Origin of the sequence: Paenibacillus sp. FSL K6-2862 (assembly GCF_038005125.1) — a bacterium.
Taxonomy (GTDB): domain Bacteria; phylum Bacillota; class Bacilli; order Paenibacillales; family Paenibacillaceae; genus Paenibacillus; species Paenibacillus illinoisensis_A.
Genome location: NZ_JBBOSN010000001.1, coordinates 4,504,691 through 4,528,275, shown reverse-complemented (window position 1 = coordinate 4,528,275; position 23,585 = coordinate 4,504,691). Strand labels below are relative to the sequence as shown.

The window sequence follows — 23,585 nt, the reverse complement described above, 5'->3', positions numbered from 1 at the left end:
GGATTCGTTTTGCAATCCTTATATATAATGAAGGGCGGCTTTGCCATGCAGCAAATCATGCCACTATGTCATGATCCAATCATTGAGATTGAGAAGTTATCTTTCTCTTACGGTGACCAGCGAGTGATCGAAAATCTTGATTTTATGGTCAAGGAACGGGATTTTGTTGGTATTATCGGTTCAAATGGAGCGGGAAAAACGACACTGCTGCGCATGTTGGTGGGACTGTTGCCTCCAGCGCAGGGGGATATCAAATTGTTCGGACAGTCGATTCGCAGATTCAAGGATTGGGAACGGATCGGCTATGTCCCGCAAAAAAATGCATTTAACCCATTGTTCCCTGCAACCGTGCGGGAAGTGGTCATGTCTGGCTTGTACAACAATAAGAATATGTTCCGCCGGATGACGCGCAAATCGCAGCAGCAGTGCACGGATGCACTGGAGGTTATGCGTATCGAGGATCTGGCAAACAAACGGATTGGACAATTGTCCGGAGGACAGCAGCAGCGTGTGTTTTTGGCGCGTGCGCTTATCAATCATCCGGATTTGTTGATTTTGGACGAACCTACAGTGGGGATTGACGCCGAGTCTCAAGCAAGTTTCTTTGAGCTCATTACCCATATGCATGAACACCACCGGATGACGTTCCTGATGGTTTCACATGATATGGACCGGATGGAGAACTATCTTGGTTCAGAAGCGGCAACAACCAACGGGAAAATCAACTTTCATGTTCGTCATTCGCATGAGGTGGAGGATTGTGCCGAGACCAATTTGCAGCATACTACTGCCCTGGTACGATAATGATATTGTACAACTAGATTAGACAAGGCTGAAGGAGTCGTGTGTTTTGGAGATTTTAATGAGTGATTTTTTTCAGCGTGCACTGGCAGGAGGATTGCTGATCGGTATTACAGCTCCACTGATTGGACTGTTTCTGGTGCTGCGGCGTTTGTCCATGATCGGGGATACCCTATCTCACGTAACAATAGCCGGGGTTGCCCTCGGTTTTTTGATTGAGGTTTATCCGATTGCAGTGGGACTTGTCTTTGCTGTGCTCGCATCCTTTGCCATAGAGAAGCTGCGCAAGGCATATAAGACTTATGCCGAGTTATCCATTGCTATTATCATGTCAGGTGGCGTCGCGCTTGCTTCGTTGTTCTTTACACTAGGTAAAGGGTACAATACGGATGTAATGAGTTACTTGTTCGGCAGCATTTATACACTGGACTCTACCGACTTGAAGTTGGTTGGAGTGGTAACGCTGATTGTAGTCATCGTTGTTGCGCTGCTACATAAGGAGTTTTTCCTGCTCAGTTTTGAGGAAGACGCTGCGGCAGTTACAGGTCTGCCTGTAAAATTGCTTAACATGCTGATTACGGTGATGACGGCTCTGGTGATTAGTACTGCGATTAAGATCGTGGGGGCACTGCTGGTGTCAGCACTATTGACCATACCTGTAGCCGTAAGTTTGCTTATGGCCCGCAGTTTCAAGTCAGCCATTATTCTCTCGGTTGTTATCGGGGAGATTGCAGTAGTCATTGGTCTAGTGGTAGCAGGAATTTGGAATTTGGCTCCAGGAGCAACGATTGTATTATTGCTTATCATGATGCTGATTCTTACGATGATTGGAAAAAAAGGGTTCCGAGCCTGAAGAAATACGCGTGCAAGTGAGCCCCAGGGAAGGGAGACCACCGCTTCATGCCTGATGTTAATGTGTGGCTGGCTTTTGTCGCAGGATTGGCTTCATTTATATCACCATGTTGTCTTCCACTGTACCCTTCGTATTTATCCTACATTACGGGAATGACAGTACAAAGGTTAAAAGACGATCGCAATCAGCGTGAAGTTCGGTTTAAAACGTTAACACACACGCTGGCGTTTATTTTGGGATTCTCGGCAGTTTTTTACTCGCTTGGACTTGGAGCTGGATTGTTTGGACAATTTTTCAATGATAACCGTGATTTGATCCGTCAGTTATCTGCCATTTTAATTATGCTCATGGGTTTATTCCTGCTAGGGGTATTCAAACCGCAATTTCTGATGAAAGAACGTAAGATGGACCTGAAGTGGAAGCCAGCAGGATACCTGGGTTCTTTTATTTTCGGGATTGGTTTCTCCGCAGGCTGGTCGCCGTGTATCGGTCCCATCCTGACAGCAATCATCGCGATGGCTGCGAGTGAACCGACGACCTGGCTAGCCTTGATCACTGGCTATACGGCTGGATTCGCATTACCTTTCTTTATCCTTGCTTTCTTCATCGGTTCAACACGTTGGATCTTACGATATTCCAATGTGATGATGAAAGCCGGGGGAGCAATCATGCTGTTTTTGGGTGTACTGCTATTCACGGATCAAATGACCAAAATCACCATATGGCTGCAGCAAATTACACCCGATTGGATGATTATTTGAGCAGCGTATCAGTTAAAGCCATTTATCTATTTAACGTATGAAAATAAGCAAAGCAGGCTACATGAAGGCCAGAGTACATTCTGTCCCATGTAACCTGCTTTTTTGATCGCCACTACCGTGGATATGATGTCAGTACTTATGTGCGTTAGGTGAAGTAATCGATGTTCGCTAACGGGAAGTGTTCAAAAATTTGCTCCGTGATGAATTCACGCAGTGCATCCTGCTGGTCATCCTTGTACACATATTTATATTGTCCCCAACGTCCCCATTTCATCTTTCTTTTCTCGATGTCCATTTCGAGTTTAGTTTTGGGGTAGCGTTTCTCAATGGTAGCTTTAGCCGTTTTGGTAAATCGATGCTGAATCATTTCAAATGTAAGATCCTTCGTGGCATCTTCCGGAAGCGTGTCGGCAAGCTTCTGTAAAAGCTCCGCGTATCCTTCCTGCCATCCGTCATACCACATGATGGGGGCGATGATAAACCCTAACGGGTACCCCGCATGCGCTATTTTGCCTGCGGCTTCAATACGTTCTTCAAACCTTGAGGTAGCAGGCTCAAAGTTCTTGATGACATAATCCGAATTCACACTGAACCGGATGCGGGTATGACCGTTATGTTTGATATTCAATAATGGGTCCACGTGATGATATTTCGTTACAAAGCGCAAACGTCCGTATTCCTCATCCGCCATAAAACGGATCAGATCACCCAAATTTTCAGTAATATGCTCGAGTCCTACCGGATCGGAAGTACAGGCTGCTTCAAATCGGGTGATTTCAGGTGCCCGTTCCTCGATATAGCCTTTGGCCGCCTGAATGATCTCTTCGGTGTTTACATACACCCTGACATAGGGCTTGGCTCCAAGCGTGGTTTGAAGATAACAATAATGACAATGGCCCATGCATCCTGTTGAGATGGGGATCGCATATTCAGCGGAAGGTTTGGACTGATCAAATTTGAGTGTTTTGCGCACACCTACGACCAGGGTTCGCTTCGCCATCCGGTATTTTTCCTGCTCTGTTTCACCAGGCAGATTGGTGATCCGGTTATGGGAAGTCGTCATCTGGTATGGAATTTCTTTGGATGTCACCCATTCCATGATTCGCTTGCCCTTCTCATATTCCAGCGCACCGGGTTCAAAATAGACCAAATCGGGAATAAAGGGTTTAGTACCTTTTGCTTTGCGAACCGGGGGCTGCGCTACACTTGTACTCACGGAATCACTCCTTTCAATAGGAACTCGCTTAGTTTGCCTCACATGGGTAGGAGTCAACCTTGCCAATACTTGCGTACCGGATCAGAAGTGCCCATGTGTTACAAACGACATAGCGATTGATTCGTACAAGACTTGCCAATGCGTATTGATAACATGTATCATTATAAGATAGGGATCAGGCAAGAATATTGCCGGTCAGAGAGAAGAGAGGGAAGCAGATGCCAACGCCCAGTATGGAAGATTATTTGGAGCGTATATACAAATTGATTGATGAAAAGGGCTATGCTCGTGTGTCAGATATAGCTGAAGGATTGGAAGTGCATCCTTCATCGGTGACCAAGATGATCCAAAAGCTGGACAAAGACGAGTACCTGATTTACGAAAAGTACCGTGGGTTGGTACTTACTCCAAAAGGGAAAAAGATGGGGAAACGTTTAATGGAACGCCATCATCTGCTTGAACAATTTTTAACGACGATCGGTGTCCAGGAAGAGAATATCTACAAGGATGTGGAAGGAATCGAACATCATCTAAGTTGGGACTCCATTACCTGTATCGAGTCTCTGGTAGAATATTTCCGTCAGGACGAGAGCCGATTGCGTGATCTGCAAAATATTCAGGAACTCATGAGCAATACCGAATCCTGAGGCAGCACAGGGCCATTCACAGAGGTCTTTAAGAGCTTAAACTTTCAAAAAACAGAGGGTGTATCTTTGTCATTGTAAATGGCAGAGAGAGACCCTCTGTTTTTTTTGTTGTCCATAATTTGGTGAATTATCGCAACTAACCAATCCTTTGGAGCGTCTATTAAACTAGCAGAATTTGCCGAGAATTTTAATGATGATGGAGGATTGTACTGATGAAGTTTCGTAATGGTTTGATCCTGCTGCTCATTTTCGTGCTGGGTTTACAAACAGCTGGGTTGAGTGCGCAGGCTGCTTCACAAAAAGAGATTGATATTTATCTGGATGGTCAACGTTTGGAATCCGACGTATCACCCTACATTTTGCCCAAAGTGAATGTGACGATGGTTCCGCTGCGTGTAATTAGTGAAGGATTGGGAGCGTCCGTCCTTTGGTCACAAGCTCCGAGAACCGTAACGATCAAGAAATCCGAATCAGTCATCACCATGACTAGTGGACGCCAGCAAGCGACGGTAGATGGTATCGCAGTCGATTTGGATGCATCGGTTGAATTGAAGAAGGGCCGTGTTATGGTTCCGATTCGATTCGTTAGTGAAAACCTTGGAATTACAGTGAATTGGAATCAGGCAGAACAGACGATTCGATTGACGACATCAGACGCTCCTACGCCAGACCCGGCTACCCCGGCAAATCCCGGAGGAACAGGCAGTACGCCAAGCACGGATGATATGCGTGGTGCATGGATCTCAACAGTGAACGGTGATTGGCCTTCCTCCAGTGCCAAAGGCAACGTGGAAAAGCAGAAGCTGGAGTACACTCAACAGCTGGATACACTCAAAAGCATGGGAATCAATGCCGTATTTGTTCAGGTTCGAGCCAATGCAGACGCCATCTATCCTTCAGGTCTTGTACCATGGAATAGTGTGCTAACAGGGACTCAGGGCAAGGATCCAGGATACGACCCTCTTGCCTTCATGATTGAGGAGGCTCACAAACGCGGTCTGGAGTTCCATGCCTGGTTTAACCCGTTCCGGGCAACCAACTCGGCGAGCACAACCGGACTTGCTGCCAATCATGTGTCCAAATTGCATCCGGATTGGATCGTGAATGCATCTGGTAAACTTTATATTAATCCAGGAATTCCGGAAGCCAGACAGCATATCATCGATACCATTATGGAAGTGGTAAAGCAATATGATATTGATGGTGTTCACCTCGACGATTACTTTTATCCTTCTAACGTAACGTTTAACGATGACGCTGCCTTTAAGGCCTACAACACATTGAATACCAAAGACCGTGCCGAATGGAGACGGGATAACATCAATCAGTTTGTTAAACAGCTGGGTGAGAGCATCCACCAAGTAAAAGCGGGTGTAGAGTATGGAATCAGCCCTTTTGGTGTATGGCGCAATAAAGCTGTCGATATCACAGGTTCCGATACCAAAGCGGGAGTAACTGCCTATGACAGCATGAATGCGGACGTGCGTACATGGATCAAACAGGAGTGGATTGACTATGTTGCACCGCAAGTATACTGGAGCATGACGTTAAGTGCAGCACGCTATGACAAAGTGGTGGACTGGTGGGCAAACGAAGTCGCTAATACCGACGTTAAGCTGTATATTGGGCACTCGCCTTACAAGCTGGGTACGCCTGAAATAGGCTGGCAGACTTCCCAGGAAATTATTGATCAGCTCGTGTACAATGAGAAATACGATACGATCAAAGGCGACATTTACTTTAGCTCGCAGTATTTGACGAAGAATCCGCTGGGCTTGATTGCGAAATTAAAAGCATATTATGGACTTTAGTTCATTTTAGCGTAATATGACCAACCCTCGTTCTCATAGAGTGGCAGTAGGAATGGACTGCCTGGAGAACGGGGGTTTTTTAATATGTTAATCAATGGGGTGTTTGAAGGCGGAGGCGTAAAGGGGATTTCGCTTGCAGGTGCCGTGCAGAGTGCACAGGACTATGGAGTCCAGTTCAATCGTGTTGCAGGGACGTCCTCCGGATCGATTGTAGCTTCATTGATTGCCGCAGGATATCGCGCAGAAGAGATGAAATCCATCATTGAGAATACGCCATTTGCCTCATTGCTGCGGCGTTCACCTATATTCGATATACGCTGGATTGGACCAGCAGCAAGGCTGTTTTTGAAAAAAGGTTTATATTCGGGTGAAGCACTTGAATCATGGATTGGGAACATGCTCAAGCAAAAAGGAATCCGAACATTCGCAGACCTGCCACCAGGTAAGCTTCTGATTACTGCATCGGATATCTCGAACGGGACTATACTGGTACTCCCAGATGATATACGGCGTTTCGGTATTGATCCTAATAAGTTCGAAGTAGCCAAGGCTGTAAGAATGAGCTGCAGTATTCCCTATTTTTTCGATCCGGTGGCTATACGTAGATCGCCTGTGATGTCCAAAGGCATGCGTTTTCCCGATCAGTTCGTGTATGTCGTGGACGGAGGATTGCTTAGCAATTTTCCCTTATGGCTGTTTGACGGGGAACGAACAGCGCGCGATGGAGACATCATTCCCACGATTGGTTTCAAGTTGGTTGGCAAGACGGAGGGGGAGCCTAGCAGAATCAAAGGTCCTTTAAGCATGCTTCAGGCATTGGTTGAGACGATGCTCACAGCGCATGATGAGCGATATATTGAGCAGATTAACCGTTTCCGAACGATTAAAATACCAACCCTTGGCGTTAAGCCAACACAGTTTAATCTGTCCGTGCAGGAGAGTACTGCATTATACTTATCGGGTGTTGCAGCAGGTACGGAGTATTTCAGTCGATGGAACACAAAGTTCTATGGTGAGCAGTTGGATAAACAAAAAAGAGAAGAGCGGAAAAAAACTCAAACGCCGACTTTAACGCCAGTATAACCAAATAAAAGCACTGCTTCATGTTACGAAGCAGTGCTTTTTACTTTGCAGATAAGAACTAGTGAAACTTGGGAATATCGTCATCGCTTTTTCCCTTATTTCCTTGAATGACATGAAAGGGATAATCTTTCCGTTTTTTGGAGGAACCGCTGCTTTTTCTTACTCCGGACCCGGATTGAGCCTTCATTTTAGCCATGGTACGTGCTGAAGGTTTGATCTTAGGCTTGGTTTTGCGAGCCCAACGCTTGGGTGGGAACTTATAGAGCAAGAATATACCACCGAGTACTACAAGAGGTATAATAAATCCGAGTATTCCTCTGTCTCCAAGTGTGCTTATTATTCCAAATGCAGCAAGAGCAATGGCCGCCCAAAAAACGATAGTCATGACCGCCTGCTTGTTCATATCAATCACCCTTTCACAGGATCGAGTGTTGCAACAGGTACTTCGGACGTAGCTGATACATTGGCAAGCTTGGCATCCAGTTCACGCATGCGGTTAAATGAAGCGATGGACACTTCCACCTGTTCGTTGGTTGGCTCTTTGGTAGTGAGCAATTGCAGCCAAAGTCCAGGGTATCCGAGATAACGCAGTACGGGAATGTCACGCACCGAGTTGGTGAGCTTCAATAGTTCGAATGAAATCCCGAGGACAACAGGCAATAACAGCAAGCGCTGTCCCATCCGTTCCCAAAGGTTGTCGTAGGTGAAAAGGGAGTACAGGAAAACACCGATAATCACCGTAAGCATGATAAAGCTGCTTCCACAGCGGTAGTGCAGTCGGCTGTATTTCTGAACATTCTCAGGTGTAAGTTCCTCACCGGCTTCATGAGCACTAATGACCTTATGCTCCGCCCCGTGGTATTGGAATAGTCGTTTAATCATTGGCGTCTGTGAGATCAGCCATAGGTAGGCAAGTAGCAGAATCAGCTTAATGCCGCCTTCCAGTAAATTATGCAAAAACTGATTGTCGAATGCATTTTTAAACAAAAAATTCTCAATGACGACAGGAAGCAGCGTGAGCACAATTTTACCAAAAAGGAAAGATAGAATGGCTACCGCGGTAACACCAATAATCATGCTAAGGCTCCAGCCGGAACCTTCTTTTTCTTTTTGTTTCGCCTTCTCTTCAGGTTCGAGTTCATCATCAGCATAAGCGTCAGCAGAATAATTAAGATGTTTGCTTCCTTTGACACTTGAATCTATAATGCTGACAATCCCGCGCAGTAACGGAATCCGCCGCAATTTCATGACCCAGGTCTTGTCTTGCTTGGGAACTTCCAGATACGTAATTTCGCCGTCTTTTCTTCGAACAGCTGTAACGTTGACATGTTTACCGCCAAACATTACGCCTTCAATGACAGCTTGCCCCCCGTAGCTGACAGGCTTGGATTGTTGAGGCAAATTATTCACCTTCCTATTCTGTTCTATACCCTCTGGTTCAAAGGTAGTTTGATATCCCTATTGTATCGAATTTTGAGACCGATTTCTAGTTTCAGGGACAAACCTTGAGATGTTGTTGTTAAGTTTGTCCTGTTCTGAACATACTACCCGGTAGAGAATGATTGAAATCTGGTTTTAGCGCGCACAGAAGACCGAGGCAAAGGAGAATATAGATGGCAGAATATACGGATAGACACGCATCTCATGTGGATTCGAAGCATGGGGATGTGAAAAGTCATGCGAACAAGGGCACACGCTCGAAACAGCGCCAGGGGCAGCATTATTATACCAAGCCGTTCCCCTTTGCTGTGGAGCTTGGTTTCTTTGCAGGTTTTATATGGGGAGGCATACATTGGCTAAACTACCTGCTTCACTTCAGTATCGTCCCGTTAGGCTTTTTGGCAGAACCCTTTTTCAAACATGAGTACATCTATACCGCTGCAGGGCATCTGACAGGCTGGTTGTTTTTTATTGTGTTTTCCATTGTGGCTGCACTGATATACACATATACACTGAGAAAATGGAAGGGTCCCTTGCCCGGTATTGGTTACGGGATCGTTTGGTGGCTTATCATCTTTGTACTGGTTGGGCCCAAACTGGACATGGTGAAGCCGATAAACCGTCTAACTTGGGATTCCATTATCACTGAATTTTGCTTCTTTTTGCTGTGGGGGCTGTTTATCGGCTATACCGTAGCCATGGAGTACACGGATGAACGGAAACGCGAGCCCGAGAAAGCGGGAGCATAGCCGCAAAAAAGCTTCTCAATCCGGCAATGGCTGTGTTAAAATAGCAGATGGTTATTTGCAGAAAGGATGGAGCAGCTATGAAACGGATTGTTGTGATCAATGGCCCGAACCTGAACATGCTCGGTATACGTGAACCTGGCATCTATGGAACGCTTAGTCTGAAGGATATTGAGGACAAGATTCGCAGACAGGCTGAGGAGCTTGGCGTCTCCATCGCTTTTTATCAATCCAACCACGAAGGAGACATCATTGATCGTATTCATGCAGCGATGGACGATGCAGACGGAATCATGCTGAATGCCGGAGCGTTCACCCATTACAGCTATGCTATACGTGATGCGATTAATGCAGTAAAAGTGCCTACCGTGGAAGTACATCTATCCAACATTCATGCACGTGAAGCTTTCAGACATCATTCAGTGATTGCTGCAGAAACAATCGGGCAGATTGCCGGATTTGGCGAAGTAAGCTATGAACTGGGGCTGCTGGCTCTCGTGCGTCATCTGGACAAACAAACCTGAGCCGGGGACCCGGGAATGTGAGAGAAAGAAGGGTTACCGATGGAAAACAAACGAGTAAATAAGTTGCGTGAGGCCATGCGTGAGCGCGAACTCACCGCAATGCTGATTACGAACCCGATCAACCGTCGTTACATGACGGGCTTTACAGGGTCAGCAGGATATGTGCTGATTACGGAACAGGAAGCCTATCTGCTGACTGATTTTCGTTATATGACACAGGCACCGCAGCAAGCAAAAGGATTTACCGTTGTGGAGCATGGACCAAAACCGATGGAATCGGTGCGGGAACTGCTGGCATCAGCAAACATCAAAGAGGTTGGCTTCGAGCAGGATACGGTCACATTTGGCACGCACTCCGCTTATGCTGAAGCACTTCAATCTATTGAATTGAAAGCTGTATCCGGCATCGTGGAACAACTTCGCATCTTCAAGGATGAGAATGAAATCGCTGTAATGCAAAAAGCTGCTGATCTCGCTGATGCTACGTTTAGCCACGTTTTGCAGTTTGCCAAACCGGGCATGACTGAGCGTGAAGTGGATTTGGAAATGGAGTTTTTCATGCGCAAGCATGGAGCGACATCCTCTTCCTTCGACACCATTGTAGCCTCGGGTGAACGTTCCGCAATGCCACATGGCGTAGCGAGCAGCAAGGTCATCGGACAAAATGAGCTAATTACATTTGACTTCGGTGCATTGCTTGACGGATACTGTTCAGATCTGACACGCACGATTGCAACGGGTACACCTGTACCAGAGCTGCGTAAAATTTATGATATTGTACTGGAAGCCCAGTTACATACGCTTGAAAACCTGAAACCGGGCATGACCGGACGGGAAGCAGATGCGCTGGCACGTGATATCATTGCAGGATACGGATATGGAGATCAATTCGGACACAGCACAGGCCATGGCCTGGGTATGGAAGTCCACGAAGCTCCGCGCTTGTCCAAACTAAGTGACGATGTGTTGAAACCGGGCATGGTGGTAACCGTTGAACCGGGAATCTACATTGATGGACTTGGCGGCGTACGTATTGAGGATGACGTGGTTATCACGGAAACAGGCATTCATATCTTAACGAAGTCGGACAAGAAGTTCACCGTTATCGGCTAACATTCTAGCCACTAGCGATATAAGACGTTTTTTATTTTGTAGGTACAGATTATTGCTGATTGTTCTGGATTATTGCGAAAGTAGTGAAGGGGCGGAATCGATTCTGAAGAAGCGAAGCGTTCGCGTTTGTCTCCTCATTTTCAACCTTAGTAAAGTCTAATTAAGAAAATGAGGAGACAACAGCGATCAGAGGAACGATCCGAACTCGTAACGGCCACGTAGCACATGGTTAGCAATTCAGCAATGAACCCACCTATAAATAACTCATCGCCATATATCGCCTACTTTTCAACCATATCAGGAGGGATTTTTCGTGATTTCAGTAAACGATTTTAAAACAGGTTTGACGGTACAAGTAGACAATGACATCTACACAGTGTTGGATTTTCAACACGTAAAACCAGGAAAAGGTGCTGCCTTCGTACGTTCCAAATTGAAAAACCTGCGTAACGGTAACACAGTTGAAAAAACATTCCGTGCGGGTGAAACGATTGGCCGTGCCATCATCGAAAACCGTGGTGTATCTTACCTGTATGCAAGTGGTACAGAGCACACGTTCATGGATAACGAAACATACGATCAGTTCACACTGACAAGTGACCAACTGGAATGGGAATTGAACTTCCTGAAAGAAAACATGAACGTAAAAATCGTTAGCTACCAAGGTGAGATCCTCGGTATTGACCTGCCGACAAGCGTAGAGTTGAAAGTTATCGAGACTGAGCCAAGCGTAAAAGGTAACACTGCTCAAGGTGCTACCAAAAACGCTAAAGTGGAAACTGGCCTGAACGTACAAGTGCCATTGTTCATCAACGAAGGCGATGTACTGCTGATTGATACTCGTGAAGGTAAATACTCTTCCCGCGCGTAACTTTCATGGGGTGTAAGCAAAATACACAATGATTTCGACCCTTTGCCAATGATTTGGCAGAGGGTTTTTTCGAAAAAAGATTAGCCTATCAGTCACTTTCGTAATATACTGGGTTAAAGTCATTTTTCGGAGAGAATAATGGCGATGGACATAATTATGCATACTGCACAAGGTAGGGAGTGGATTTGCGTTGTCATTGTACGTCATGAAGTTTGGGGGCAGCTCGGTCGGAGATACGGAACGCATGAAGCGTGTAGCCGGACGTGTTGTAGAGAAAGCTGATGAAGGACATCAGTGTGTGGTTGTGGTTTCGGCTATGGGAGACACGACAGATGATCTGATTGATCAGGCGAAGCTGCTGAACAGTGAATTGCCTGCGCGGGAAATGGATATGCTGCTGACCACAGGAGAGCAGATCTCGATTTCACTATTATCCATGGCTATTCAGGCACTGGGACGTAAGGCAATTTCGTTTACCGGATGGCAAGCAGGCTTCCGTACTGAACCGGTACATGGAAAAGCTAGAATTAATAATATCCATCCGGAACGTGTGAATGAAGCGCTTGCTGACGGCAATATTGTAATCGTTGCAGGATTCCAGGGCATGACCGAAGATGGAGAAATTACAACACTTGGTCGCGGTGGATCGGATACAACGGCAGTAGCGCTGGCAGCAGCCATCAAGGCGGATGCGTGTGAGATCTATACCGATGTAGACGGAATCTATTCGACAGATCCCCGGATTGTAAAAGTCGCACGCAAGCTTAAGGAAATTTCGTATGACGAAATGTTGGAACTTGCAAATCTGGGGGCTGCAGTGCTGCACCCGCGTGCGGTTGAATACGCGAAGCACTCCGGTGTGCCTTTGATTGTAAGATCCAGCTTTAACCATAATGAAGGAACGGTTGTGAAGGAGGAAGCAGCAATGGAACAAGGCGTCGTGGTAAGCGGAATTGCCTATGACAAAAATGTGGCTCGTATCAGTATTTTGGGAGTTCCGGACGTACCGGGAGTTCTTGCCGAGGTGTTTGGTGCACTTGCATCTGAACAGATTGATGTCGATATTATCGTACAAAGCGGTGTGATGGACGGTAAAGCAGACTTCTCATTCTCGGTGGCACTGTCTGATCGCGAGAACGCGCTGCGTGTCCTAGAGGGCCTTCACAGCCGTTTGCCATACCGTGAAGTCACATCGGAAGATAATTTGGTTAAAGTATCTATCGTGGGTGCTGGCATGGTCAGCCATCCAGGAGTTGCAGCTAAAATGTTCCAAGTGATCTCTTCTCAAGGTGTGAGCATCAAAATGGTCAGCACATCCGAAATTAAGGTATCTTGCGTCATCGATGGTGACAAACTTCATGATGTGATCAAAGCACTGCACACAGCGTATGATCTCGACACGGCAGAGCAGGCAGTCGTTGGCGGTCCACAAGTTCGCAGATAATTTGATGCCTATGTATAAATAAACAAAAGGTGTTCTGTATCGCCATCCAGGCGACAGAACACCTTTTTTATGCTTTACAGCAATTTGGAAATCCTTTCTCCCTCTAAGCCCCGAAACAATTCCATACGATGATCTTCTCTCATCTCTGGTACACAGTCGAGCACGTTTAATTGGGAGCAGTAGGTGACATCATGCATTCTACCCAGTTTGTCAAGCCGCCTCGCACCAGTAGATACACGGACAAGATCCGGTAAATTGTCCTCGCACTGGGCAACAGCCTGATGCAGTACCCTGCCAAGATCGTTCACTCTGAGTGGGTAATGGGACTGACGGTACAGCTCCTCAATAATGCATCCAGCACACAATCCATCTTCCAGTGCGAATTCATCCTGATCTCCTGCACATAACAACAGAACGTCTCTACGAAGAAGGCAGAGAGCAGCTGCAACAGCCTGCACGTTCAGAAATGAACCCGCCAGCACATGTCTTGCCCTGGAAGCTTTGATCAACGCACGTGTCCCGTCAGTAGTGGTCAAGATCACGGTTTTACCCGCGATCTCCTGCGTCATATATTCATAGGGGGAATTACCCACCTCGAATCCAGCGATTTTTTTGTTGAAACGCTCCCCTCCGCGAATCGAATCTCTAACGGTCATCTGTTTGGCTTGAGGAACGGTCTCCACCGGGATGACACCCGCAGCATCATAGGCCAAGGCTGTAATGATTGTACTTGTTGTACGCAGCACGTCGATGACAACGGCACTTCGCCCTGCGATATCGATTCTTCGAACTTCATTCACATTGCCTACCACGTCGACTTGCACTCCCCACAACTCCTCTCTTCATTTGGGGATAGATAGTACCGTCTTCCCTCCGGAATGGATTTCACCTGTCTGCAAGCACTATATGCATGATGATATAGACGGGTGCCTAGAAGAAGCCTGGATCTATGATATTTGACTCTCAGGCTTGTTCTGAAAGAAATGATAGATTTCAGCGTCATAAATTGAATGTACAGGCATAGAATTGAGATAGGAACAAGCACCCGATACGCGGTAAATACGATTTTAGGGTTGGAGGGGCCTATTCATGAAGGTGAACTGGAAGGATCTCTTTCCGGAACCGATTCGAACCATTCTGGGAAGGATGCCGCCCGCTATATTGGAACAAGTGGAGGAAGTACGTATCCGCGAAGGAAGGCCGCTCGAGATCAATGCTGGGAACGCCTATCATTTCCTTACCGCACAAGGCAGCACGACAGCGAAGCCTGAAGAAGCTTATATTCCTCAAAAAGAGGTAACACACCGGCTTCTGGATCTGATCAGTAATCATTCGCTCTATACGCTGGAAGAAGAACTGCGCAAAGGATTCATCACCATTCCGGGAGGCCACCGAATTGGATTGGCCGGCAGAACGGTGCTCAGCGGCGGCCGAGTGGAATACTTGCGTGATATTAATGGTTTCAACGTCAGGGTAGCTCGTGAAGTACATGGGGTAGCTGATCGAATCCTGCCCTACCTGTTGGATCTGAAGAGCGGACAGGTATTCCACACGTTGATACTCTCACCGCCTCAGCAAGGAAAAACGACGTTGCTGCGAGATTTGGCCAGACAAATCAGTAGTGGAACCAAGCTAACAGGTGTCAGTGAGCTGATTCAGGGGCTACGCCCACGTCTTAAGGTTGGCATTGTGGATGAGCGGTCCGAGATCGCCGGAAGTTATAAAGGTGTACCCGGGTTTGACATCGGTCCACGAACCGATGTCATGGATGGTTGTCCCAAGGCGGAAGGCATGATGATGATGCTTCGTTCCATGTCGCCAGACGTGCTAATTGTGGACGAGATCGGCCGGCCGGAAGATGCAGAAGCTGTGATGGAGGCACTGCATTCCGGTGTTTCGGTTATTGCAACTGCCCACGGCCGGGATCTGTCCGAGCTGTCTTCCAGGCCTGCATTGCGCACCTTAATCGGAGCACAGATGTTTCAGCGTTATGTTCAGCTGCAGCGGACGAGCCGAGGCATGAGCTTTAAGGTGGCCGATGGCAAAATGCGAGGTCTTCAGCAGACCGAGGCAGGAGGTGAAGCCTTTGGTTAACATGCTGGGTGCCGTAATGATTCTGCTTGCCAGCACACTCGCGGGTTTCTACCGTGCCAAACAGTATGCGCTCAGACCTAGACAGCTGCGAGAATTGATTGCTGCCCTGCAGCGGTTGATGACGGAGATCAACTACGGACTGACCCCACTTCCCGATGCGATGGGGAAAATGGGAGTTCAAACCAGAGAGCCTGTCAAAACCCTGTTTCTTCATGCAGCCAAGCAAATGGAGCCTCCGCTGGGTCACACGGCACGAGAGAGTTTGCAGTCCGGAATCGAACAAGCATGGGGAAAATCAGCGATGAAAGCAGATGAGAGGGAAGTCATGCTGCAATTAAGCTACAGCCTTGGCACCAGCGACCGTCAGGATCAGACCAAACACATTTCGCTAGCCATTCAACAACTTATGCATGAGGAATCCCGTGCTCAAGCCGATCAAATGAAATACGAACGGATGAGCCGCAGTCTCGGGATGCTTGTCGGAGCGTTAATCGTCATTCTGATCTTTTGAAATTGCCGCGATAGTGAGGTGCCAAGGTCATGAATCTAGAAGTGAACGCAATTTTCCAAATTGCGGGCATCGGAATCATCATTGCGATGATTCATACGGTGCTGAAACAAATGGGAAAGGAAGATATGGCGCACTGGGTGACCGTGATCGGATTTGTCGTTGTATTGTTTATGGTTGTTCGCATGCTGGACAGCCTGCTGCAAGAGATCAAATCGATCTTTCTGTTTCAATGAAAACGGTCATGAAGCCGGGATGGTGGTGACCTGTGGAAATTATCCAAGTCGTGGGTCTAGCCCTGATTGCAACAGTTCTTATTCTCATCGTTAAGGAACAGAAGCCGATGTTTGCCTTTCTGATTGCGGCTGCGACAGGCATTGTGATTTTCATGCTGCTCATCGGCAAAATTGGCGCTGTGATTGAGGTGCTCAAGCGGCTGGCCGAAAATTCAGGCATGGAAAATATCTATCTGAAAACGGTGTTGAAAATTATTGGTATAGCATACATTGCCGAATTCGGTGCTCAGATTGTAAGAGATGCTGGGCAGGAGAGCATCGCTTCCAAGATTGAGCTTGCCGGTAAGGTATTAATCCTCGTACTCGCTATTCCGATCATCAGCATTATTATTGAAACCGTCATGAAGCTGATGCCGGTCTAGAAGGAGGCATGCATACAGCAAATGAACATGATGCAAGACAAGCAGCGATGGCGCCTTACAATCGTGCTGGTGCTGTGTTTTCTGTTTGCCATAATGGGACAGGTCGCAGCAGGCTCAAGCTCACCCTCGGATGAATGGATGCAGCAGCAGGCCGATCAGCTTCCCAAGGATCAAGTGGAGAAATATTGGGATCAGCTCATGCAGCAATATGGTGGCTTTTTTCCGGATGGGAAGACTCCGTCTTTCATGGATATGCTTATCCCGGGCAATGAGGGATTCAGTCTGAAATCAGTGTTTGTGGCCATTGGCACTTTCATGCTGCATGAGATTTTATATAACGGCAAACTGCTCGTCACCATTGTGATGCTGAGTGTGCTGAGCATGATTTTGGAAACACTGCAGACCGCATTTGAGAAAAACAACATAAGTAAAATCGCTTACTCCATCTGTTACATGGTCATCATCGTCATTGCGATTAACAGCTTTAGCGTAGCCATTGGATATGCCAAGGAAGCCATTGAAGGTATGGTCAACTTCATGATGGCTATGGTGCCCTTACTGTTCACGCTACTAGCTTCCATGGGAAACATCATTACTGTTTCTGTTACGCATCCGCTGATCATTTTCATGATACATCTGGTCAGCACGCTGATCCACATCGTTGTATTTCCGCTATTATTTTTCTCGGCTGTACTGCACCTTGTCAGCTCAATATCAGACAAATATAAGCTGACTCAACTGGCAGATCTGCTTCGCAACATTAGCGTTGCATTACTCGGCATTCTACTGACGATTTTTCTCGGGGTTATCTCAGTACAAGGGGCTTCAAGCTCCGTTGCAGATGGCGTAAGCCTCAAAGCCGCCAAGTATATCGCAGGCAATTTTGTCCCCATTGTGGGAAGAACATTTGCAGATGCAACAGACACGGTTATCACGGCTTCCATGCTGGTCAAAAACGCCATTGGCCTAACGGGTGTCATCATCATCCTGTTTTTATGTGCGTTTCCTGCGCTGAAAATATTGACACTTGCCCTTATCTACAACATAACGGGAGCTATCATGCAGCCGTTAGGTGATACGCCGATCGTTGGTTGCCTGCAAGCCATCGGAAAATCGATGATTTATGTCTTCGCAGCTCTGGCGGCCGTGGGATTGATGTTTTTTCTGGCAATTACGATACTGCTTACTGCGGGCAACCTGACAATCATGATGAGATGAGCAGGTGATCCCGGGAAAGGAGCTGGAAGGATGGGGTGGCTGAGCACTTGGCTCCGGGAATTGATCATGATCGTACTGCTGGCAACATTCGTGGATATGCTGTTACCCAACCGCTCCATGGAGCGTTACGTCAAGCTTGTGCTGAGCCTCCTTATCCTCCTAACGCTCCTGTCTCCCATTACCAAGCTGCTGCGGAGTGATCCGGTTGGTGAACTGAAGCGGGCCATGACAGCCATGGAATCTCCATCGGAAGGGAATGTCACACTGGAACAGATCTTGGCTCAAGGCAGGCAGCTGCAATCGAATGAGCAGGAACAATCCCTGCAGTGGACGGCACGGGAACTCGCGAGTGTGATGAAAGGGCAGATCGAGGAAACGACGGGAGAACGGGTTCAATCCGTTGAAGTCCAGTTGGTCATGCCCAAACGCCAGGCCGATACAGAAGCTTCTTCCGCAGGGGATCTGCCCGTGATTAAAAGTGTCGTCGTGCAAATGTCCCCTCCTGGGAGTGGGAAGCGAAATGATGCTGAACAGCAAGGTACAGGGGTAAACTCCAGTCCGGTGTTTGGATCTGAACAAGCTGGGGATTCTTCTGAAGCAGCTTCATCTCCGAAGCCAATCGAGATTGGACAGGTAGAGGTGCCTGAAGTACAGATTGAGGTGGGAAAAGAGAATGCTAACCAATACGCAGCCAATGAAGGTTCTCTGGGCCAGGATGAAACGAATGGGACCGTATCCGAACCTGTGAATGGAGCATCTGGAGGCAATGATCAAGAAGAACAGGGGACGTCCCGCTCCGAGCGAGCTGTCCAAATTATTACAGTACTCACCGAAAAGTGGGATATTGATGCCACCAACGTACAGGTGAAGGAACAGAAAAGCGCTCAGGCGTTGTAAAAAAAGGAGGGTATCCGATGAAGCAATGGCTTAAAAAGATTGAAGGCCTGCTCGGTGGTGGGGAAGGCGGAGCCAGACGAAGCCAGACGTTCCGCTGGCTCATCATTCTGGGCCTGATCGGAGTAGGAATTATGCTGTTTAACTCCTTCGTCAATGTGAAAAAGATTGATTCCGAGAACATCGGACGAGAACCCCCGGATCCGGTAGCATCGATGGCGTCTTTACCAACTGATCCGGCAGATCAGAATCCGTTTCAGGCCATAGAATTCGCATTTGAAGACAAGATCAAAGGTGTACTTGAAAACATCGTTGGTGTAGGAACGGTGGATGTCATGGTCACTGTCGATTCAACCGAGGAGTTGGTCGTGCAACGAAACGTAAAAGATTTCCAGCAGCTGACCGAGGAGACGGATGCAAACGGAGGCAAAAGGCACATGACCCAATATACCCGCGATGGTGAGATCATTACTTATGAAATTTCAGGGGATCAGACACCGATTGTTACGAAAAAGCTCAAACCACAGATCAGGGGGGTGCTCGTCGTTGCCAAAGGTGCCGAAAACAAGGTCGTGAAGGATCTGATAACCGATGCCGTGGAAAAAGGACTGAATGTCGCTGCATACCGAATATCGGTTGTGCCTCGTAAACAGGACTAGTCAAGTGCAATCCAAGTGTAATGGCCCAGTTATTATACGAATCAAGCTAATTTGAGGAGGAAGTTCTAATGAATAACAAACGCCAAACGGTATGGCTCGTTTCTATGCTGAGTCTGATGGTCATTTTGTCCGCATATTATCTGTTCACAGAGGACTCTGGTCCAGTTAATGTCCCAGTGGCGGAGAGCCAGCAAGTGGATGGTATCAATCAGGGGGAAGTCAAAGAGACCGCCGGCATTCTTGATCCTACAGAAGGTTTGGTTGTCAATGAAGTTGTGAACGAAGGCGAAGTAACCGGTTCTGATCCTGCAGGCCAGCCAGCTTCCGAGGAAACGGAGAATCCTGCGGCTGCTGAAGGACAGCAGGCTGCTGAAACAGAGCAAACTCCAGCAACTGAGTCAGGTGAGAACAAGGCTGAAACGAATGAAGAAGCAGATAAAGGAACGACCGCTACACCTGATGCCAGCAGTCAGACAGAGGGAAGTGCAACCAAAACGGATGAAGAAGTACTGAAAGAGATGGAAGAACAAAATACGGCGGCATCCGCAAGCAGTCAGTTCCAAAATTATCAATGGCAGCGTGAAGAGAGCAACAATCGCAAATATGAGGAACTTATGACCATTGCCGGCGATCTGAGCAAAACCCCAGAGGAAAACGCGAAAGCGACGGAAGAGCTCCGTGCATTGGAGGAAAAAGAAGCGAAAATTAACGGCATTGAAGAAACGCTGTCCCAACAGTTCGCCAATGCGATCGTACAAGAAGATGCGGACAAGTATAAAGTAGTCGTGCTTAGTGAAAAACTGGACGTTAAGCAAGCCGTTTCTATCGTGGACTTGGTCATGAAAGAGCTCGCGGTTACGCAAAACAGAATCAGCGTGCAATACGTGACGGAACAGTAATCTGATCCATGGAGAAGTGCCCGGGAGCTTGTTAAAGTCTCGGGCTCTTTCCATTTTTAACGATTATGATATAATACATAAAGCCATATGACCGTCCTAGTGAGACTGGCATGATGCCGAAGGAGTGAATAATGGAAATGTTTAAATTGAGTGAGATCAAAGAACTGATCAAACTGGTGGATGAAAGTTCCGTTCAGGAGTTGGAAATTGAAAATGAAGGATCACGTCTGTCGATCCGCAAACCGGGTAAAACCGAATACGTTCAGGCAGCAGCGGTTCAACCGCAAGTCATTGCTGCTCCGCAGGCACAACAACCTGCTGCAGTCGTAACAGAAGCTGCTCCGCAAGTGGATACTACAAGCCATTTACATAAAATTGTATCCCCGATGGTGGGTACTTTTTACAGAGCTTCTTCACCGGAAGCGGGTCCTTTTGTAAGCGTTGGTGATAAGGTTGTTGATAAAACAACGGTATGTATCATTGAAGCGATGAAGCTGATGAACGAGCTTGATGCCGACATCAAGGGAGAAATCGTTGAAGTGCTGGTTGAGAACGGACAGCTGGTCGAGTATGGACAGCCCCTGTTCCTGGTTAAACCGGAATAACGGTAAATCGCCGGAGAGCGGCAACCGCTTGAGCTTCGAAGGAGGACAATAACGAAATGAAATTTCAAAAAATACTGATTGCGAACCGTGGAGAGATCGCGGTACGCATTATTCGTGCCTGTCGTGAGCTCGGTATTTCGACAGTTGCGGTTTATTCGGAAGCGGACAAGGATTCTCTGCATGTACGTCTTGCAGACGAAGCCTATTGTATTGGGCCTACGTTGTCCAAAGACAGCTATCTCAATTTCACCAACCTGATGAGTGTGGCGACATTGACGGAATGTGACGCAATACACCCTGGTTATGGATTCCTTGCGGAGAACGCCGATTTTGCGGAAATTTGTGATTCCTGCAACATCACCTTTATCGGTCCTTCCCCTGAAGCGATAACCAAGATGGGTGACAAAGCTGTCGCCAAGCAAACGATGAAAGACGCGGGCGTTCCTGTTATTCCGGGATCCGATGGTCTTGTCGAAAGCATGGAAGAAGCGATCATGCTTGGCCGGGATATCGGCTACCCTGTTATTATCAAAGCTACTGCAGGTGGCGGAGGTAAGGGTATTCGTATCGCAGAAGATGAAGAAGCCCTGATCAAACAGATTACAGCTGCTCAGCAGGAAGCGCAAAAGGCTTTTGGCAACGGCGGGGTGTACCTGGAGAAATTCCTGACAGGTATGAAACACGTCGAGATTCAGATCATTGCCGACAAGCATGGAAACGCAGTACACCTTGGCGAGCGTGATTGTTCTGTTCAACGCCGTCGTCAGAAGCTGGTGGAAGAAGCACCTTGTCCAGTGCTGAATGAGGAAGTACGTACACGGATGGGCGAGGCTGCGGTTCGTGCAGCACTGGCTGTGGATTACTCCGGTGCAGGAACACTTGAGTTTTTGCTCAGCCCTAACGGAGAATTCTATTTCATGGAAATGAATACGCGTATTCAAGTGGAACATCCCGTTACCGAAATGGTGACAGGTGTGGATCTGATTCGTGAAATGATCTCGGTTGCTGAAGGCAACCCACTGTCATTCCGTCAGGAAGACGTTGTCATCAACGGATGGTCAATTGAATGCCGTATCAATGCTGAAGATCCGGATCGCAATTTTATGCCTTCACCAGGTAAAATCGGTTTTTATCTTGCACCAGGTGGTCCAGGTGTCCGCGTGGATAGCGCAGCTTATCCGGGCTACACGATTTCTCCGTTTTATGACTCCATGATCGCTAAATTGATTGTGTGGGGTGCGAATAGGGAAGAGGCGATTGCCAAGATGAAACGTGCGCTTGCTGAGTTTGCCATTGAAGGCATCTCAACGACGATTCCTTTCCATCAGAAATTGCTGGAACATCCAACGTTCATTCGGGGCGATTTTGATATTAAATTCCTCGAGGAAAACGAGATTTAACAAGCATATTGGGCTTGTTTGTCATAATCTAGCCCAAATGATATAGTATGTAATAATAAGAGCGCATGTCTCCTGCAAGGGATAAGCCCACACTTATCGTGGTGAAGTTTGCTTGCAGGGGTTCCGGAATAGCCCGGACCGGCAGGGTGTCCATAGCCATCAAGCCTGTAGGACAGCGCCCTGACGGATGGCCGCAAACTTATTACGCGAAAGGTGTGTTGAACAGTTATGAGTACACTACCGACAGAATTTGAACGAACGGATATCGGTGAAATCCAGATCGCACCTGAAGTCATTGAAGTAATTGCTGGGCTGGCTACGGTAGAAGTTAAAGGAGTAGCGGGCATGAGCGGTGGTTTCGCTGGCGGATTTGCTGAATTGCTTGGTCGCAAAAACCTCTCCAAGGGCGTTAAAGTGGAAGTGGGCCAACGCGAGGCTGCAGTGGATGTGTCGGTTATCATCGAGTATGGTTATCGTCTTCCCCAAGTAGCTACTGAAATCCAACAAAATGTTAAACGCTCCATTGAGAATATGACTGGATTGAATGTGAACGAAGTTAATGTGCACATTCATGACGTTCAGTTCAAAAGCACTGAAAAAGTGGAAGAGATTGACCTGAACAGTCAGCGTGTAAAATAAAAGAAGACAGATTCCCCCGGCATGACTGCCGGGGGTTATCCCGTCTTGGACATGTCTTCATCTTCCATTAGGACATATGGATAGAACGTGTTGACATGATATGCATATGTTCAGGTTACAGCAACGTTAGTGAGCAAGGGAGGCTGTGCAGTTCGTGGCGAAAATACTGGATCGGCTTCTGTTGTTTATATACAGCATAAGCGTTGGAGCAATATCGGCAGTTGTCATTCTACTCATTAGTGGAGTACTGCCTTACGAATTGAATTACCAGCAGGAACAGAACGTCATTGTTGCAGCCGTTGTTGCAGCTGCGATTTTGTTTATCCTGAGTTTGCGCTTTTTTTACATCTCGGTACGGCGTGGGCGGGCTTCGTTGCCATCTGTAGATCAGCGTACGGAATACGGTGATGTGCAGATCTCAATGGAGACCATTGAAAATCTCTGCCTGAAAGCAACTTCCCGCTTCCGGGGAGTACGCGATGTTAAGGCACGTATTCGTGTGGTTGAGTCGGGATTGGAGATTATGATCCGTGCAGTGGTCGATGGCGAGACGCCAATTCCAACGCTGAGTTCGGATTTGCAAAAGGCCATACATGATCATGTACACGAGATTACGGGGATCCCGGTTTCGAATGTAACCGTGTATGTTGCCAATGTTACCCAGTCGCCTAACTACAAGAGTCGAGTGGAATGAGGTGAGT

General features: G+C 47.4%; 28 protein-coding genes. 23 read left to right on the top strand and 5 right to left on the bottom strand.

Annotated elements, in window-relative coordinates; translation table 11 throughout:
- The first annotated feature begins 45 nt into the window (after positions 1-45).
- The 3 genes from MHB82_RS20450 to MHB82_RS20440 are packed head-to-tail and all read left to right on the top strand — an operon-like array spanning position 46 to position 2,415.
- Positions 46-804 (top strand): metal ABC transporter ATP-binding protein, encoded by a 759-nt coding sequence (locus MHB82_RS20450; protein ID WP_095359392.1) that lies wholly within the window; start codon positions 46-48, stop codon positions 802-804.
- A gap of 46 nt (positions 805-850) precedes the next feature.
- A complete protein-coding gene (locus MHB82_RS20445) occupies positions 851-1,654 on the top strand; it encodes a metal ABC transporter permease (RefSeq protein ID WP_095290395.1) in 804 nt (267 codons plus the stop codon).
- Between the two features lie 47 nt (positions 1,655-1,701).
- Complete coding sequence (locus tag MHB82_RS20440) at positions 1,702-2,415, top strand: cytochrome c biogenesis CcdA family protein (protein WP_341175705.1); 714 nt, start codon at positions 1,702-1,704, stop codon at positions 2,413-2,415.
- Positions 2,416-2,560: 145 nt separating this feature from the next.
- Here the strand turns inward: MHB82_RS20440 and splB are convergent, their stop codons facing one another.
- On the bottom strand, positions 2,561-3,631 hold the full coding sequence (splB, locus tag MHB82_RS20435) for a spore photoproduct lyase (protein ID WP_341175704.1): 1,071 nt from the start codon (positions 3,629-3,631) through the stop codon (positions 2,561-2,563).
- A 218-nt stretch (positions 3,632-3,849) separates the two neighbouring features.
- Here splB and mntR point away from each other — a divergent pair, with 218 nt between their 5' ends.
- From mntR to MHB82_RS20420, 3 genes are all read left to right on the top strand, one after another.
- On the top strand, positions 3,850-4,278 hold the full coding sequence (mntR, locus tag MHB82_RS20430; protein WP_095290400.1) for a transcriptional regulator MntR: 429 nt from the start codon (positions 3,850-3,852) through the stop codon (positions 4,276-4,278).
- 212 nt (positions 4,279-4,490) lie between these two features.
- Positions 4,491-6,089 carry a family 10 glycosylhydrolase gene (locus MHB82_RS20425; protein WP_341175703.1) on the top strand — a complete coding sequence of 533 codons (1,599 nt, stop codon included), beginning with the start codon at positions 4,491-4,493 and terminating at the stop codon, positions 6,087-6,089.
- Between the two features lie 84 nt (positions 6,090-6,173).
- Complete coding sequence (locus MHB82_RS20420; protein ID WP_110759106.1) at positions 6,174-7,172, top strand: patatin-like phospholipase family protein; 999 nt, start codon at positions 6,174-6,176, stop codon at positions 7,170-7,172.
- 58 nt (positions 7,173-7,230) lie between these two features.
- On the opposite strand, the gene MHB82_RS20415 is transcribed toward MHB82_RS20420, so the two are convergent.
- Positions 7,231-7,575, bottom strand: coding sequence for a hypothetical protein (locus MHB82_RS20415; RefSeq protein WP_095359290.1), 345 nt, complete (start codon positions 7,573-7,575; stop codon positions 7,231-7,233).
- Positions 7,576-7,580: 5 nt separating this feature from the next.
- Positions 7,581-8,573 carry a DUF1385 domain-containing protein gene (locus tag MHB82_RS20410; protein WP_095290407.1) on the bottom strand — a complete coding sequence of 331 codons (993 nt, stop codon included), beginning with the start codon at positions 8,571-8,573 and terminating at the stop codon, positions 7,581-7,583.
- A gap of 212 nt (positions 8,574-8,785) precedes the next feature.
- Between MHB82_RS20410 and MHB82_RS20405 the strand changes: the two genes are divergently transcribed.
- From MHB82_RS20405 to MHB82_RS20385, 5 genes are all read left to right on the top strand, one after another.
- Positions 8,786-9,361 (top strand): YqhR family membrane protein, encoded by a 576-nt coding sequence (locus MHB82_RS20405; RefSeq protein WP_341175702.1) that lies wholly within the window; start codon positions 8,786-8,788, stop codon positions 9,359-9,361.
- Between the two features lie 77 nt (positions 9,362-9,438).
- A complete protein-coding gene (aroQ, locus tag MHB82_RS20400; RefSeq protein ID WP_095290410.1) occupies positions 9,439-9,882 on the top strand; it encodes a type II 3-dehydroquinate dehydratase in 444 nt (147 codons plus the stop codon).
- Between the two features lie 39 nt (positions 9,883-9,921).
- Positions 9,922-10,995, top strand: a complete 1,074-nt coding sequence (locus MHB82_RS20395) for a M24 family metallopeptidase (RefSeq protein ID WP_095359288.1) — start codon at positions 9,922-9,924, stop codon at positions 10,993-10,995.
- A 313-nt stretch (positions 10,996-11,308) separates the two neighbouring features.
- Positions 11,309-11,866 (top strand): elongation factor P, encoded by a 558-nt coding sequence (gene efp, locus MHB82_RS20390; protein ID WP_024631007.1) that lies wholly within the window; start codon positions 11,309-11,311, stop codon positions 11,864-11,866.
- A 190-nt stretch (positions 11,867-12,056) separates the two neighbouring features.
- On the top strand, positions 12,057-13,310 hold the full coding sequence (locus tag MHB82_RS20385; protein WP_110759098.1) for an aspartate kinase: 1,254 nt from the start codon (positions 12,057-12,059) through the stop codon (positions 13,308-13,310).
- A gap of 74 nt (positions 13,311-13,384) precedes the next feature.
- On the opposite strand, the gene MHB82_RS20380 is transcribed toward MHB82_RS20385, so the two are convergent.
- Positions 13,385-14,134 carry a 2-phosphosulfolactate phosphatase gene (locus MHB82_RS20380; protein WP_341175701.1) on the bottom strand — a complete coding sequence of 250 codons (750 nt, stop codon included), beginning with the start codon at positions 14,132-14,134 and terminating at the stop codon, positions 13,385-13,387.
- Between the two features lie 265 nt (positions 14,135-14,399).
- Between MHB82_RS20380 and spoIIIAA the strand changes: the two genes are divergently transcribed.
- The 10 genes from spoIIIAA to accC all read left to right on the top strand — a co-directional run bounded on the left by spoIIIAA (position 14,400) and on the right by accC (position 22,245).
- On the top strand, positions 14,400-15,404 hold the full coding sequence (spoIIIAA, locus tag MHB82_RS20375; protein WP_341175700.1) for a stage III sporulation protein AA: 1,005 nt from the start codon (positions 14,400-14,402) through the stop codon (positions 15,402-15,404).
- On the top strand, positions 15,397-15,915 hold the full coding sequence (gene spoIIIAB, locus MHB82_RS20370; RefSeq protein WP_095359284.1) for a stage III sporulation protein SpoIIIAB: 519 nt from the start codon (positions 15,397-15,399) through the stop codon (positions 15,913-15,915). Before spoIIIAA ends, spoIIIAB begins: the two co-directional genes overlap by 8 nt.
- 29 nt (positions 15,916-15,944) lie before the next feature.
- A complete protein-coding gene (spoIIIAC, locus tag MHB82_RS20365; protein ID WP_017687585.1) occupies positions 15,945-16,148 on the top strand; it encodes a stage III sporulation protein AC in 204 nt (67 codons plus the stop codon).
- Between the two features lie 32 nt (positions 16,149-16,180).
- The gene (gene spoIIIAD / locus MHB82_RS20360) at positions 16,181-16,570 is read left to right on the top strand and encodes a stage III sporulation protein AD (protein WP_095359283.1); all 390 of its coding nucleotides are present in this window, start codon (positions 16,181-16,183) and stop codon (positions 16,568-16,570) included.
- 21 nt (positions 16,571-16,591) lie between these two features.
- Positions 16,592-17,788, top strand: a complete 1,197-nt coding sequence (gene spoIIIAE / locus MHB82_RS20355; RefSeq protein WP_341175699.1) for a stage III sporulation protein AE — start codon at positions 16,592-16,594, stop codon at positions 17,786-17,788.
- Between the two features lie 30 nt (positions 17,789-17,818).
- Positions 17,819-18,685, top strand: coding sequence for a stage III sporulation protein AF (spoIIIAF, locus tag MHB82_RS20350; protein WP_341175698.1), 867 nt, complete (start codon positions 17,819-17,821; stop codon positions 18,683-18,685).
- A 17-nt stretch (positions 18,686-18,702) separates the two neighbouring features.
- Positions 18,703-19,341: a stage III sporulation protein AG gene (spoIIIAG, locus tag MHB82_RS20345; RefSeq protein ID WP_341175697.1), complete on the top strand. Its 639-nt coding sequence runs from the start codon at positions 18,703-18,705 to the stop codon at positions 19,339-19,341.
- A 68-nt stretch (positions 19,342-19,409) separates the two neighbouring features.
- Positions 19,410-20,240, top strand: coding sequence for a SpoIIIAH-like family protein (locus tag MHB82_RS20340; RefSeq protein ID WP_341175696.1), 831 nt, complete (start codon positions 19,410-19,412; stop codon positions 20,238-20,240).
- A gap of 137 nt (positions 20,241-20,377) precedes the next feature.
- A complete protein-coding gene (gene accB, locus MHB82_RS20335; protein ID WP_095359390.1) occupies positions 20,378-20,845 on the top strand; it encodes an acetyl-CoA carboxylase biotin carboxyl carrier protein in 468 nt (155 codons plus the stop codon).
- Between the two features lie 56 nt (positions 20,846-20,901).
- Positions 20,902-22,245 carry an acetyl-CoA carboxylase biotin carboxylase subunit gene (accC, locus tag MHB82_RS20330; protein WP_095359280.1) on the top strand — a complete coding sequence of 448 codons (1,344 nt, stop codon included), beginning with the start codon at positions 20,902-20,904 and terminating at the stop codon, positions 22,243-22,245.
- A 28-nt stretch (positions 22,246-22,273) separates the two neighbouring features.
- Here the strand turns inward: accC and MHB82_RS20325 are convergent, their stop codons facing one another.
- A complete protein-coding gene (locus tag MHB82_RS20325; RefSeq protein ID WP_341175695.1) occupies positions 22,274-22,405 on the bottom strand; it encodes a hypothetical protein in 132 nt (43 codons plus the stop codon).
- A 68-nt stretch (positions 22,406-22,473) separates the two neighbouring features.
- On the opposite strand from MHB82_RS20325, the gene MHB82_RS20320 reads away from it, so the two are divergent.
- Both MHB82_RS20320 and amaP read left to right on the top strand, forming a co-directional pair.
- The gene (locus MHB82_RS20320) at positions 22,474-22,884 is read left to right on the top strand and encodes an Asp23/Gls24 family envelope stress response protein (RefSeq protein WP_024630996.1); all 411 of its coding nucleotides are present in this window, start codon (positions 22,474-22,476) and stop codon (positions 22,882-22,884) included.
- A 154-nt stretch (positions 22,885-23,038) separates the two neighbouring features.
- The gene (gene amaP, locus MHB82_RS20315; protein ID WP_095290430.1) at positions 23,039-23,578 is read left to right on the top strand and encodes an alkaline shock response membrane anchor protein AmaP; all 540 of its coding nucleotides are present in this window, start codon (positions 23,039-23,041) and stop codon (positions 23,576-23,578) included.
- Positions 23,579-23,585 lie beyond the last annotated feature (7 nt).

Excerpts from the sequence above, each read along its gene's own strand:
- MHB82_RS20320 (WP_024630996.1), top strand. The coding sequence starts at position 22,474 with ATGAGTACACTACCGACAGAATTTGAACGAACGGATATCGGTGAAATC.
- spoIIIAF (WP_341175698.1), top strand. The coding sequence starts at position 17,819 with ATGGGGTGGCTGAGCACTTGGCTCCGGGAATTGATCATGATCGTACTG.
- MHB82_RS20440 (WP_341175705.1), top strand. The coding sequence starts at position 1,702 with ATGCCTGATGTTAATGTGTGGCTGGCTTTTGTCGCAGGATTGGCTTCA.
- spoIIIAC (WP_017687585.1), top strand. The coding sequence starts at position 15,945 with ATGAATCTAGAAGTGAACGCAATTTTCCAAATTGCGGGCATCGGAATC.
- MHB82_RS20420 (WP_110759106.1), top strand. The coding sequence starts at position 6,174 with ATGTTAATCAATGGGGTGTTTGAAGGCGGAGGCGTAAAGGGGATTTCG.
- MHB82_RS20425 (WP_341175703.1), top strand. The coding sequence starts at position 4,491 with ATGAAGTTTCGTAATGGTTTGATCCTGCTGCTCATTTTCGTGCTGGGT.
- MHB82_RS20450 (WP_095359392.1), top strand. The coding sequence starts at position 46 with ATGCAGCAAATCATGCCACTATGTCATGATCCAATCATTGAGATTGAG.
- accB (WP_095359390.1), top strand. The coding sequence starts at position 20,378 with ATGTTTAAATTGAGTGAGATCAAAGAACTGATCAAACTGGTGGATGAA.
- MHB82_RS20395 (WP_095359288.1), top strand. The coding sequence starts at position 9,922 with ATGGAAAACAAACGAGTAAATAAGTTGCGTGAGGCCATGCGTGAGCGC.
- mntR (WP_095290400.1), top strand. The coding sequence starts at position 3,850 with ATGCCAACGCCCAGTATGGAAGATTATTTGGAGCGTATATACAAATTG.
- MHB82_RS20415 (WP_095359290.1), bottom strand. The coding sequence starts at position 7,575 with ATGAACAAGCAGGCGGTCATGACTATCGTTTTTTGGGCGGCCATTGCT.
- spoIIIAG (WP_341175697.1), top strand. The coding sequence starts at position 18,703 with ATGAAGCAATGGCTTAAAAAGATTGAAGGCCTGCTCGGTGGTGGGGAA.
- accC (WP_095359280.1), top strand. The coding sequence starts at position 20,902 with ATGAAATTTCAAAAAATACTGATTGCGAACCGTGGAGAGATCGCGGTA.
- spoIIIAA (WP_341175700.1), top strand. The coding sequence starts at position 14,400 with ATGAAGGTGAACTGGAAGGATCTCTTTCCGGAACCGATTCGAACCATT.
- aroQ (WP_095290410.1), top strand. The coding sequence starts at position 9,439 with ATGAAACGGATTGTTGTGATCAATGGCCCGAACCTGAACATGCTCGGT.
- MHB82_RS20340 (WP_341175696.1), top strand. The coding sequence starts at position 19,410 with ATGAATAACAAACGCCAAACGGTATGGCTCGTTTCTATGCTGAGTCTG.
- spoIIIAE (WP_341175699.1), top strand. The coding sequence starts at position 16,592 with ATGAACATGATGCAAGACAAGCAGCGATGGCGCCTTACAATCGTGCTG.
- MHB82_RS20325 (WP_341175695.1), bottom strand. The coding sequence starts at position 22,405 with ATGGCTATGGACACCCTGCCGGTCCGGGCTATTCCGGAACCCCTGCAA.
- MHB82_RS20405 (WP_341175702.1), top strand. The coding sequence starts at position 8,786 with ATGGCAGAATATACGGATAGACACGCATCTCATGTGGATTCGAAGCAT.